This window comes from Paenibacillus sp. WC2504, assembly GCF_052682475.1.
In genome coordinates this window covers 2,659,066-2,672,267 of the sequence record NZ_JBQZFH010000001.1, presented here as the reverse complement: position 1 = coordinate 2,672,267, position 13,202 = coordinate 2,659,066, and the positions used below count along the sequence as shown (strand labels likewise).

The window sequence follows — 13,202 nt, the reverse complement described above, 5'->3', positions numbered from 1 at the left end:
CTGTTAAGGCTCCACAAGATGCCTGATCTTTTCTTCCAATTCCAGCGGATCTACCATGTGAAACGTATCCATGACATAACCGTTTTTATCGATTAGAAAAACAGTCGGCAGCGCATGAAGCTGGTACAAATCAGCGGCATGTTTATGCTCATCCAGCAGGATGGGATACTTGAGATTGTTCTGTTTGATGAATTTCTCAATATTTTCCGGCTTTTCTTCGGTGGACACGTTGATGCCCAGAAAATCAACTTGATCCTTGTACTGTCCATACAGTTTACGCAGTGTGGCCACCTCAACCGAGCAGGCTTCACACCAGCTGGCCCAGAAATGAATGACAACCGGCTTCTCCCGTTTGCCCCCAATCGTATGATACGAACCGTCCAATGCTTTTAAGGTAAAAGAAGGCGCTTTGACATCATTGGTGCCTGCCTTTTCCCCTGAGCTTGCCAAATTCACGATGCTCTCCAGCTTGTGGACATCCAAACGCTGCCCGTCGCCGCCTGAATCAGGTTCCGTACTTTTGTGTGCGAAATGCAGATACAATGGCAAGCAGCTTAGCAGTAGAATGCCAACTAGCACACTGATCATCTTTTTCATGTGAACCTCTCCCTGAACGTTGTTTACCCTGATTATATCCATGTAAAAAAAGGGCGTCTTTACGCGATTAGGCGAAACTTTGCGCGATTCTGACAAAAGTTCAGGACAAGGCATCTGATGGCGCAAAAAAAAGTCGCCCAACCCCAATAAATCCTGAAGTTAGACGACTTTCCTATCCGTTTATTCCAAAATTCTCTGTGCCAACATGGCCAAGTCGACAAGGTCTACGCGACCATTGTTGTCCAGATCCGCTTGTTTGTACTTATCCCAATCTGCGTCTTTCGACGTTTTGCCATAAGCGGCTGCAACAATAGCCAGATCGCCGATTGAGTACTTACCGTCGCCATTCGTGTCACCGGAATTGCCAGTAACAACCGATTGGTTAAAGGCTTGCAACGCACCATTCAGTTCAGTAACCGCTTGTGCCACCTGCGCATTCGTCGCATTCGCATCGTTAGCAATGAACACAGCTTTATCGATAGCTGCTTGCAATAGCGCTTTGGCTCCAGCAGGATACTGACCAACGGCTGTACCTTCCGTCGCACCGTCATGCTTGCTTTGCGCTGTAGCGATGAGAGAGTTCAACGCTGTTTTATCGACATTAGCAAGTATACGAATGCTTTGCGTGGTACCGTCAACAGCCGTTTCTACGCCTTCACCGTTCGCCAAAACAAGATTAGAAAGGGTAATTGTGCTGGTCATATCCTCACCAGTCGTCTTCGCTTTCCAATGCAGCTTCAGCAAATCGCCATTTATACTCGTACCGCTTACATTTACTGTAATAAGACGGACCGAACCAGGAACTACTTTCTTGTCGAGAAGTTCTAAACCGCTTTTCACGCTTTCAGCGGATACAAATTCGAGTTGATTCGCGTCATACGTAACGGTTACATCTCCAGCATACACACTTTGCGTGACACTGTTCATGCCAAGCGTCGAATCAAACGATTGTCCGCTTGTGACCGATGCAGGTCCAGTTAACGACGACGTAGGATCATTCACAATCGGGCCGACTGAGAAGTAATCGAACTTAGCCGGGATGGACGTCCCGTCGGTTGCGGAGAATGCATAGAATCCCACTTTGAGATTCGATAATTGAACGGTAACAGGGTCTGCAGCCTGCTTCCAGCTGGAACCATCCCAATAATAGGTCGTATAAACGTTACCCACCTTACGGATTTGCATATACGATGTATCGTAACCTGGATGAGTCGCCATATGCCCAGCTTTGGTGTATGTGGCATTTTTCTCGGAGGCGGATTCCAGGGATTTGCCCGTTGCGCCGTCTGTATCCCACACATGCCCAAACTTCACATAGTTATCTTCATCCTGCCAAACGAGCAGACCGGCTTGCTGGTAGTTCTTTCTTACCTGCGCATCAACCTTCGTTGTGATGACAAAATCACCGCTAGGCGCGTTTTGCAAGAAGGCATTTTTCAGCGCATTTGAATTGCCAAAGCTATCGCCTGTAAGCGTTTGAATCGTCAACTTGCCAGGATTGGTCGTCAGACTCCAATTCGCGTTATTTTGACGGTAAATACTCCAATTGCTGTTTAGCGTAGTGCTGTCGAAGTTATCCACCGTGGAGCCTTTTGGAAGCGGATCGTTTACACCAGCGAAAACTTTTTCCTTCTCAGCTGTTAAGTCATTAAGCGCTTGCTGGTAATTGCTTGCAGTGGCGTTGCTGTCGGCAAGTACCTGCTTAGCGGATTGAATGACACCTTGGAAATGATCCACCACAGCTTGCGGGTATTGGCCAGGCTTCGTACCTGCGGTGAGCTTACTGAAAAAGAGCTCAGCGTCTTGAATGCCGCCGGACAAATCGCCTGCCGTAACCGTGCCGATTAACTCGCGGTGAGCTTTGGCGATCCGGTCAAAATCGAGCTTTTCCACTTTGCGGTCATAGGACAGCAAGCCGTTAATCTCATATTCGACGTCGCTGATCTGCGTATAAATCGCTGCGCTCAAGCCAGGATTTCCTTTGAGATTTTTCAATTGGTTAATATAATCGATGTATTTGTCCGTAATCTCTTTTTTGCTTTTCATCTCTTGATACGAGAACACAAGCGGACTCCATTCATGTCCAGGTGTATGCAGACCGAGCCCTCCATACTCCCCGAGCACAGCAGCACGTGTGTCCGTTGGCTTCGGTGAATTCGGAGCTGGGTAAGCATGCATATCAACCAAGTCGCCTGCACCGGAATCCTGCCAGCCGCTCGCGTTATTAATTAAACGCGTCGGGTCAAGGCTTTTCACATAATTGGTCGCATCCTTCGTCTGCTGTCCGCCCCAATCGAATTCGCCCCAGCCTTCGTTAAAGACTGTCCATTCAATAATTGACGGTACACTGCGAAGCTGGTCGACCATTTCTTTGTATTCCTTCAGCCACTGCGTTTTGGCAGCTTGTGTGATATCCGCGCCATGGTTATTTTGGCGATCCTCCAAGCTCGGCATATCCTGCCAAACGAGGACGCCTAACTTATCCGCCCAATAGTACCAGCGAGCCGGCTCTACTTTAATATGCTTACGGATCAAATTCATACCGACTCGTTTCACGGTTTGAATATCATATTTCAAAGCATCTTCCGTTGGTGCCGTATAAATGCCGTCCGGATAAAAGCCTTGATCCAGCGGCCCCATTTGGAAGACGAATTTGCCGTTCAACAGCGGTCTTGTAATGCCGTCTACCTTTCCTAGCTTGATCTCCCTCATTCCGAAATAGCTGTTAACTTGATCGACAACTTGATCCCCGTTTTTCAAGCGAACCTGCAAATCGTACAAAAATGGATCATCCGGCGTCCATAACCTAGGATTCGGAACTGGAACTTTCAGCTCTGTACCGGCAGGACCGCTGATTCTTCCAACTTCCTGCCCGTCCTTCGTCGCAATAGCTTCAACGGTGAGATTGTTAGCTGCTCCCGCAGGAACGGTTAATTTTAACGTTTGATTCGTAAGATCCGGCGTCATATCCAGCTTTTCGATATGAGCCGGTGCGACAGGCTCCATCCATACGGTTTGCCAAATCCCGGAGACGGACGTGTACCAGATGCCGCCGAGTTTTTTCACCGTTTGCTTACCGACAGCTTGATCTTCACCCATATCCGTATTATCCAGTACGTGAACGATCAGTTCATTATCGCCTGCTTTTAATTGATCGGTGACATCGAAGCTAAACGAAGTGTAACCACCTTTGTGCTCGCCAACCTGCACACCGTTGACATAAACCGTTGTCAAATAATCAGAAGCGCCGAAGTTCAGCATCACGCGCTGCCCGTTCCAATCGCTTGGAACCGTAAATGACCGCTTATACCACATGAGATTTTCTACGCGTTTAATCCCCGAAAGCACCGACTCGGCAGCAAAAGGAACAACGATTTTCTCCTTCAATGTTTGCCCGGTTGGAACCGCCTCCCCGACCTTAGCCGACTGGAATTGCCATTCCCCGTTCAAGTTCTGCCATTTATCGCGAACGAGCTGCGGCCTAGGGTATTCAGGAAGGACATGATCCTTATCTACTTGGCTCGCCCATGGCGTCGTGATTTGATACGTAGAATCGTTTTTCAACATTTTATCGAACGCCTGAACGACTCTGCCATCCTGATCCTCCAGGCCAGCCTGGCCGTCATAGCTCGCCTTAACTAACCATACATCCTTCGAATATACCGGATACTGGAAAGTAACCACGATGGTGCTGTTATCGCCTTGCTTGAGCGCTGCTGAAGCAATCGGCCAGTTGCTGCCCATGACACTGACGTTGAAATGATTAACGAACCCATCTGGAAGCGATTGCAAAGGTTTATCCAGTTTAACTTCCGCCGTCGCTCCATTGACGGCTACGCTGCCCCCGTAGGAGAAACCGCTTGGCGGAGTAAGCGCCTCCGTCGGTATCGCGGATTTCGGTGTGGATGGACTCGACCAGCGCATGTGAATGTTAGATCCGCCATTATTTTCAAAATACTCAACCTTAATCGCATATTTTTGCCCTGCAACCAGTGAAATCGGCGCTGCAACCTGCTCTTTATCCCAATCGTTGACCCAATGATCGATGACCAGTTTGTTGTCAATCCAGAGCCGGAAGCCATTGTCACCAATGATGGAGAACGTGTAGTCTTCGGAAAACTGCGGTTCAATGAACCCGCTCCAACGTACATTCACATTATCCTGCTGCCCGGTTAAAATCCCAAGCGCCGTCTCCAAGTTGCCGAAGTCCAAATTGGGATCAAGTACGGTTGATTTTAACGTGCCAAAGTTAAACTGCGGAGAACCCGAACTTGTGTAGTACTCCCCTTTTAAGCCGTGAACGACTGGCTCATTCGCCACTTCCGCTGCTTGTGCTTGAAGGGACATCAACGGAGCCGTTGAGATTGTTCCGAATGCACAAGCGGCAATAAGCAGCAGATTAAACGTCTTCTTTAACTTCATCCTATTCCAGCCTCCTGATCACATAAATGATGAATGGGCGAGAGCATTTCAATCAATTCGCCTCGCTTTTTATACATTAACTCCTTTCATCCTATTCATTGGAAGATTACAGATACATTATGTAACAATGGAGACAGGAAGTATTTAGGTTATTCCGCCTTTTTGTACGTTTTCTTGCCATTTCGCTTCAGATGTTTACAGCCATGTAAAAAAACAAACGCCAATACAAAAAGGAGGTTGCTCTTAGGCATTTTCCGCCACTCAAGCCCCTCCCTGATGTTATTTCACAGTCATTTTACCAATCATTATTTCGCAGTCAACAGTTTATAAATGAGCATGGCCGCTTGAGCGCGATTCGTAAATTCCTTAGGATGAATGCCCTCGCCATATCCATCTACCAAGCCCATCTCGACTAGATTTGTAACACTTTGTAGCGCATAATCCGAAATATCCGAAGTATCGTTAAACGAATCAGCTAAAGAGGTCCCTTTACTTGCCGGGAGCTTATTCAGCGTTTTTAACGTACGAGCCGTGAGGGTCATCATGTCCTCTCTCGTCACAGACTCTCTCGGATGGAAGTTATTATACTCGTCACCCTCAACAATTCCTAAGCTTCTTGCAGCGGATAAGTGCTCATCGAAGTATTCACCCTGCTGCACATCGTCAAAACGCTCGCCTGAACCACCTTTTACCTCCAATGCTCTCATCAGAAGAACCACAAAATCAGCACGTGTAACAGGCTGGCCCGGACTGAAAGTACGCTCAGCGGTTCCATTCACAATCCCCTTCTCAGCTAGGAAGGCAATCGCTGTTTTGGCCCATGTGAAATCGCCCAGATCATCGAATGGGAACAAATCGTTAATATCGACGGCCACTTTGGCATTCGAATCCTGATCCGTGCTTGCTAGAATAGAATCGACCAATTTGACCTTGCCGATTGCCAGTTCCGCCTTCCCGTCATCAATCGCTTCAAATTTTAATTTGTACAAAATCTGTTCGCCATCGTCGCCCTTAGTTCGGCCTATGCGTGTGTGCGCGAGCTGAATATGGTTATCTTTCACAATGGGAGGAACTGAAAATCCAGGAATATCCGTCGTAGCTTCTTTTAATTTAAGCTGCTTCGGATTGAAATCCAAATTGATTTCGTACGCATAGACATCTTTTAGCTGATGCCCTTTTATGAGAACTTCCACATTTTCTCCTTTGGACGGCTTATCCGTAAGAACTGTCAGCGTATACGAGGGTGATTCCTCTGCTGAAACTGATGCTGAACCCCCTACTATCATCGTTGCAGCGAAAACGGTCATTAAACTTCCTGTCATTATTTTTTTTACTTTCACGTTGGAGTGCCCCTTTCCTTTCATTACCTCCAATATAAAAAAAACTAGCATTCATGTATTTAGACTATCAGGTGTAAATTTGCTATTTTCGGATATTTTGCTTAAAACGGCATTGTCTTGCCCGGCCCGCGCAAAATAAGGGTGTAGTTCCCCTACAGCATCGCGGTGCACTGAAATCAAGCATTAACGTAAAAAAACCGGACACAGGAATTAAACTTCCCATTTCCGGTTGCAGCTGATAGCTGGCTTTTACCTCTATTTACATGTCGATTTAAGTAATTCTTCGTGCCTTGAAATGACGATATCGATGATACATCTATATATTTCCGAAGCATAAGCAGGGTTCAATCCATATTGAGCCGAAAGCTTAGCGATCTTCTGAAACTGTTGATTTTCCCGGCTGACATCTTGCGAGTCCAAGTGATTCTCCGCTTTATAAATCCCGACTTCTTCCGTATATTGAAATCTTTGAGCCAGCAAAGCAATGATCTTTTGGTCAACTTCATCTATGCCATTTCTTAGTTCATCTAATTTTGTCATCTGCCATTCCTCCGCGTTTCATCCGATGTTTGCCAGTTATCCGTCATCGTAACGGGCATAATTGCGCCATCCTCAAAGTGCAATCTGTCTATACATAAAACCCTGCTTCCTGGATCAGTATCGCCTATCAGTCTACGATGATATACAATGATCCACATATCGGTTTCCGGCAAATACAAATAACCGTGATGGCCAGGCCCCTCGGCAATCGGTTCCTGTTTTTGAAGAATCGTTCCTTTATTCTCAAATGGCCCCAGCGGACTATCGCTTATGCCATAAGCCACCCGATAAGTGCCATTCACCCAACTTCCCATGGACCACATGAAATAATAAAGGTCCCCGTTCTTTATCATACATGGGCCTTCAACATAGCCTTCCGGCGTGACAGAAAGGAAAGTATCCCCATTTTCAAAAGGAACAAAACCGGTCATATCCTCATTCATTTTCGCCACATTACAGTGCCCCCAACCTCCATAATAGAGATAAATGGTACCGTCATCATCTTTAAAGAGATGGGCGTCAATCGGTTGAGCCGAGTGAATGAAACGATCGATAAGCGGTTTCCCCAAATATCCTCTAAACGGCCCCGCCGGATTGTCCGATATGGCAATTTCCAAACCGCCTGTTTCATCATTGGACTGGATATCGTTTGATGCAAATACGAGGTAGTATTTCCCCTTATTTTCAATGATCGTTGGTGCCCAAACAGCCCTCCACACCCATGGGAAATCTGACATTTCCAGTATGGCTTCATGCTTATTCCAGTGAATCAAATCCGTAGAGCTAAATGCATCCAGATTCATCTGGTCCGTATACGCTGTAAAAGATCGCGTAGCGTAAATCCAGTGCTTACCCTCATAGGTTCTAGCTTCAGGGTCGGCATAAAATCCTGGCACAATAGGATTCGTTATTACAGGCATCTGCGTCAATCCCCTCGTATATATGCATATTTATGCAGGCATATGCGCCTAAAAAAGAGCCGCATAGCGCGACTCCCCCACTACCTCTTACTCGTATTTTTTCCGAATTCGCTCAGCCATCCAGTGATTTACTTGAAAAAGATCCGCCACAGGCTGGCGTGTAAAAGGTAAAGTCGGCATATAACCTGGCGGGCCGAATTCAGGTGTGAACGTTGCAAATGGCTGCGCTGGGATGATCGCGTTGTGGAACATTTCGTCCCACCACGTCTCGAATTGCTGCAAATAATTGGCATACTCAGGAGCTGCCGGGTGCGGAACTTGCGGACCTTCCTCAAAGCCGACCCTTCCATGAACATGCAGAGCTCTGCTCTTAATCAGTTCAAGATCCTCTTGCTGATCGGCCAGCATGGATTCGCATACACATGTGAAATGGCTAAAATCTGCTGTGACTTTCAGATCCGGGAACAATTTCAGCACTCTGGCCGTAGCTTTCGGAGTGAACATAACCCGTCCTCTATGTGTTTCGTGCGCAACTTGAATGCCAGCCGCTTTCTCCACGCGCAACGCCTGTTCGAAAAAGCGATTTTGCTCATCTTCCGACATATAGTCTTTTCCGCTATGAGAGTTGATTAGCACAGGAGAAAATTGCTTCGCCCGCTCGACTTGTTCTTGAAAGGACTCTTCATGATGATTGGATGTGAAAATCTGAGGGATGTATGCCAGTTGTAAGTCGCCTAACAACTCAATAAATTCATTTTGCTGCTCTTGACTTGGCATAGGTGCTTCGATTCCCTCGTAACCATGCTGCTTGGCGCGATGCAGCTGCTCGCTAAGCGAACCTGACATGCCCCACAGCGCGTGAAAAAGATGTAATTTCAACGTATTCCCTCCATTGATTATAAAAATGGCTGATCATCGATTAGTTCGCCCCTGACTAGCCAAATACCTTTAAAGGCGAAAAATTGAAGGGAATGAAATAGCGGTAAAGGGGATGAATTGCGGAGCGACCGTCTTTATCGACGCGGACCGTAGACGGTCAATAGCCATTATGGTTACTTTTAAAATGCGCCTTCATTCATAAATATAGTCATTAGCTTACTATATTTTGGGGATTGCACCTCTGATCACGATAAGACAAAGCTTCTTCTGTAATTCTTTTGATATCAACCGGTGAAGTAATTTCGTCATTCACCATATCCGGCAGGATGTTTTTCAAAAAATAATCAACGCAATGTAAAGGAATCGTATTAATTTTGATAAGTGCGTCACGGTACATTTTAATGAATTCTTTCTCCGTGTTTCCCCTTTTAAGTTCCGCAAATGCTTCATACACCTGATCCATTTTATCTGCCACTTCCAAAATTAATCCTTCAATCGAATGATCTTTGCCCTCACGAAGCTGATTATGAAAAATTTCTTTAAACTCCTCAGGAATCTGTTCTTCAATAAAGTTATAGACCATGCCTTCTTCAACCTTTTGAATCAATAAACGAAGTTCAGGGGATGCGTGTTTGACAGGCGTTTTGATATCCCCAATAAATATTTCACCATAATCATGGCTGCTTGTGATTTCGTAAAGCTTTTTCCAATCAATGCTGGCGCCGTTTTTCTCTTCAATGTCTGCGAGAGTTTTGGCGTACTGGACGACCTTCCATGAGTGAGCCGCGACACTGTGTTCCTCAAACTTGAACTTGCCTGGACAGCGAATAATTCTTTCTAAATCATTTAAAGACCTAAAATAAGCATGGATTCCCATACGTTCAGCCCCCCATTATGTTAGAATAGCTCGTCCATTTCATTCTTGGTCTTCACAATCATTAGTTTACAATCTGCCTGTAAAATCTAGATTAAATCTAATGCGTAATCAAGTTAAATGTCTGAAAATTTGCAAATGCTAAAAAGCCTGATTTCTCAGGCTTACAACATTAAATCAGCTAATTAGCATTCCGCCGATGGCTCCCGAGATTACGACAACCCATGGGGGCAGCTTCCAAAAGACAAGCATCACAAACAGCAGCGTGGCCAAAACAAAATCGACGGGAGCTAGGATAGCCGTGATCCAAAGCGGGTTATATAACGCAGCAAGCAAAATGCCAACAACGGCTGCATTAATGCCGACTAATGCTCCTTGGACTTTAACGCTCTTACGCAAAGTGTGCCAGAAAGGCAGAGCTCCTACGACTAAAAGATACGCCGGGAGAAAGATAGCTATTGTAGCGATAATCGCACCTTTCACTCCGCCAATCATCGTCCCCAAATACGCTGCGAAGGTGAATAACGGTCCAGGCACAGCTTGCGCGGCACCATATCCCGCTAGAAAGTCCGACTTGCTGACCCACCCTGTCGGGACGACTTCCCTTTCCAGCATGGGGAGAACAACGTGGCCCCCGCCAAAAACAAGCGATCCTGAGCGGTAAAAACTATCAAACATAGCAAGCCACTCGATATGAACAATTTGCCGAAGTGAGGGAAGCAGGATCAGAAGTCCAAAGAAAACACCCAAGGAGAGCATGCCAACGCTTCGGCTAATGGGAATGGAGAGATTTGTCGTATTCGGGATCTTCGTATTTTTATACAAAAACATCCCTGCAATTCCCGCAATTCCTATAAGTAAAACTTGGCTAATAGCCGTCTGCCACAGGAGGGTAACAGCTGCTACAAGTACGGCAATTGTTGCCCTATTGCGATCAGGAGCAAGCTTCTGCCCCATGCCCAAAACAGCTTGAACGACGATAGCTACTGCAACAACTTTGAGGCCATGAATCCAGCCGGCGCTACCAATATCAAACCCTTGCAGCAGTAAGGCAAACAGTACCAACGCAATGACCGATGGCAGTGTAAACCCCAGCCAGGCTGTCAACCCGCCCAGCATTCCAGCGCGAACGATCCCAACGGCTATGCCTACCTGGCTGCTGGCCGGGCCGGGCAAGAATTGGCATAGAGCAACGATATCCGCATAATCCTGCTCATTCAACCATTTGCGGCGACGTATGTACTCGTTATGAAAATAACCGAGATGCGCAATCGGCCCGCCAAATGAAGTTACGCCTAACTTCGCGGACACGGCCAATATTTCAAGATGAGCCCGTACTTTGCTAATAGGTATCTGTTCCTTTGCGATCGTATCCTTTTCCACGAATTGTGATACCTCCAACTAGATCGTTTAATTTCTTGAAATGAAACATTGATAAACATTGATAAATTACCACCGATTTCCTCGGCGGTCAATTACATAATCTTAATAAATGGATAAGGAAAAAAGCAAGCTAATTCCGTGAGCTCTTTCACTCAAAGAATTAGCTTGCTTCCTTCTCTTATTGCGCAAATTCACCGCGCAACCGATCTTCAAAATATTCATCCATATAGGATTTTATGAACTGGTTACGCACTTCAATATTTTCTTCTTTCTTGAATAAGCCAATTTTTCGAATCCGTTCATGTTCCGGCTTTCGACTCCAATGTTCGTAGGCTTCCTTCTCAAGTGCCAGATTGATTCTGCGAATGGTGAGATACTCATTGGTTCTTTCGCAGCGCTCTTTCTCGAGATCTGGTGCAGGAGGAATCAGTTTTTGAATTTCCTCATTCTGACGCTTCAGTTCTTCATAATGCTGCTGCTCTAGCTTCTTTTGTTTTTCATGAAGCACCTTCACCTCATCTACGAACTCTCGCTGTTGACGCTTCTCTTCCTCGATGTCCCGAGGAGCTGGTAGCATGGTTCTTAGCTCTTGATTTTGGCTTAGCAGCTGTTTATTTTGGTTGGTCAGGTCCGCTACAAGACCGCTTAGCTGAGTGACACCTTCGATGAGTGGCTTAATCGCGGTATGGATACGGTCTTCCAGCAGTACGGCAAAACCCTCCTCAAACTTCTGTTTGAAAGCGTCCGCAGAACGCTCGGTTACCGCTTGGGATGCTTGGGGAGCTGCCGGGGGAACCGCTGGCGCCACAGGAACGGGTAGCGTTCTTGGGACGTTCTTGCGAACATGATTCATCGTTGAGCTTGCCGCAGTCTTCATACTTTGACCAGCATCCAGCCGTTGTTTCAGGATTTCAAAAATATCGATGTCATGCTGCGTGAAAATCCGATTGCCATTATCTTCTTTACGAAACTTGTAGCCTCTCGCTTCAAGCGCCATCGCATATTTGCGCAAACTTGAATCGCTTACCCGGAGGTGCTCATGCACCTGTTTTGGACTGTATACCAACTCTAAATCTAAATTGACCATATCGCCATCTCCTCACTATTTCCAAGGATAAAATGCTTCTAATAGTATTCTAGATTCATAGAGTTGCATTTACAGTCGAAATAGGAGTGTCGAAATCTGTTTACCTTTGCGTACAAGAATTTATGAATTATTTCCCAAGAAATAAATCGTTATTTCATATTGGCTAAATTCCCGCCCCTATTTCCCGGGGCTGACGGCGTTTCATATTGGCTATCATAACACCAGCCAGAATCAGAATGCCCCCGCCTACTTGGGCCGCTCGAATCGGATCGCCCAGTAAGAAAAAGCTTACGATAATCGCGATAAATGGCGGGATATTCATAAACATTGCACTAGTAGAAGGGCCAACTACGGCGATGCCCTGGTTCCACCAAAAGCCGGCCAAGCCTTGGCCGATGACGGCTACGCTGATCAGCAATAACCAAGTCAGCAAGTGATGGCTCGCATGCAGATGGCCTTGAAGCGCTTCAACTCCAACGGCAGGTGACATTAGAATGGTCCCAATGACCGTTGAATATATGGTTACTTCGTAGGAGGTCATCCCACTAGTTAGTCTGCGAATAAACAACAAGCTGATTGACATGCCCAACATTGCAAGCAGCAAATACACATCGCCTTTAGAAATTCCAAGTGTCTTTCCTCCATACAGGACTATACACACGACGCCAACTAATGCTACGACAGATCCGGAAAGCTTCAACCAGGTGACTTCTTCTTTCAGAAACAGACGCGATAACATCAGCGTAGCAATAGGAGAAAGCGCAATAATGAGCGCTGCGTTACCTGCTGTTGAGTGCTGCAGCCCTGTAAAGTAAAACAATTGGTTGAATAAAGTCCCAAAAATACCGGCAAACAATAGAAGTCCCCACTCCCGCGAGGTTGGGCGTCTGATGGATTTGTTAATGACCGCTACAGAAATTAAGAACAGTGACATAACAACGAGTCGGGCGAATGATAAAAAAATAGGCGAGAAATCTCGCAGCAGATAGGCGCTTGCAACATAGTTAAAGCCCCATAACAGCGATACTCCCCAAAGCTTCCATAAAACATTACGTTCTGGCATCTCTCTGAAATCTCCTTAACCTCTAAATCAAATTTGATGATTGCCTGACAGTGACAGCAAACAGATCATTAAAAAGATATTCGCTCGGACTCCTGGA

Annotated in this window: 10 protein-coding genes; all 10 read right to left on the bottom strand. The window is 46.2% G+C overall.

The genetic code is table 11. From position 1 onward, the window contains the following. Positions 1-3: 3 nt before the first annotated feature. Complete coding sequence (locus ACUN27_RS11650) at positions 4-597, bottom strand: TlpA family protein disulfide reductase (RefSeq protein WP_445558945.1); 594 nt, start codon at positions 595-597, stop codon at positions 4-6. Positions 598-777: 180 nt separating this feature from the next. Continuing rightward, on the bottom strand, positions 778-5,019 hold the full coding sequence (locus ACUN27_RS11645; protein ID WP_445558944.1) for a PA14 domain-containing protein: 4,242 nt from the start codon (positions 5,017-5,019) through the stop codon (positions 778-780). Positions 5,020-5,324: 305 nt separating this feature from the next. After that, the gene (locus ACUN27_RS11640) at positions 5,325-6,341 is read right to left on the bottom strand and encodes an S-layer homology domain-containing protein (protein ID WP_445558943.1); all 1,017 of its coding nucleotides are present in this window, start codon (positions 6,339-6,341) and stop codon (positions 5,325-5,327) included. Between the two features lie 273 nt (positions 6,342-6,614). Next, positions 6,615-6,899, bottom strand: coding sequence for a chorismate mutase (locus ACUN27_RS11635; RefSeq protein WP_315952706.1), 285 nt, complete (start codon positions 6,897-6,899; stop codon positions 6,615-6,617). Continuing rightward, positions 6,896-7,819 carry a glycoside hydrolase family 43 protein gene (locus ACUN27_RS11630; RefSeq protein WP_445558942.1) on the bottom strand — a complete coding sequence of 308 codons (924 nt, stop codon included), beginning with the start codon at positions 7,817-7,819 and terminating at the stop codon, positions 6,896-6,898. The genes ACUN27_RS11635 and ACUN27_RS11630 overlap by 4 nt, the downstream gene beginning before the upstream one ends. An 87-nt stretch (positions 7,820-7,906) precedes the next feature. Beyond that, a complete protein-coding gene (locus ACUN27_RS11625) occupies positions 7,907-8,698 on the bottom strand; it encodes a sugar phosphate isomerase/epimerase family protein (RefSeq protein ID WP_445558941.1) in 792 nt (263 codons plus the stop codon). A gap of 211 nt (positions 8,699-8,909) precedes the next feature. Beyond that, positions 8,910-9,575, bottom strand: coding sequence for a YfbR-like 5'-deoxynucleotidase (locus ACUN27_RS11620; protein ID WP_315952709.1), 666 nt, complete (start codon positions 9,573-9,575; stop codon positions 8,910-8,912). Between the two features lie 174 nt (positions 9,576-9,749). Next, complete coding sequence (locus ACUN27_RS11615) at positions 9,750-10,955, bottom strand: chromate transporter (RefSeq protein ID WP_315952711.1); 1,206 nt, start codon at positions 10,953-10,955, stop codon at positions 9,750-9,752. 178 nt (positions 10,956-11,133) lie between these two features. Then, positions 11,134-12,042, bottom strand: coding sequence for a hypothetical protein (locus ACUN27_RS11610; protein ID WP_315952712.1), 909 nt, complete (start codon positions 12,040-12,042; stop codon positions 11,134-11,136). A 163-nt stretch (positions 12,043-12,205) separates the two neighbouring features. Continuing rightward, the gene (locus ACUN27_RS11605) at positions 12,206-13,105 is read right to left on the bottom strand and encodes a DMT family transporter (protein ID WP_315952713.1); all 900 of its coding nucleotides are present in this window, start codon (positions 13,103-13,105) and stop codon (positions 12,206-12,208) included. Positions 13,106-13,202 lie beyond the last annotated feature (97 nt).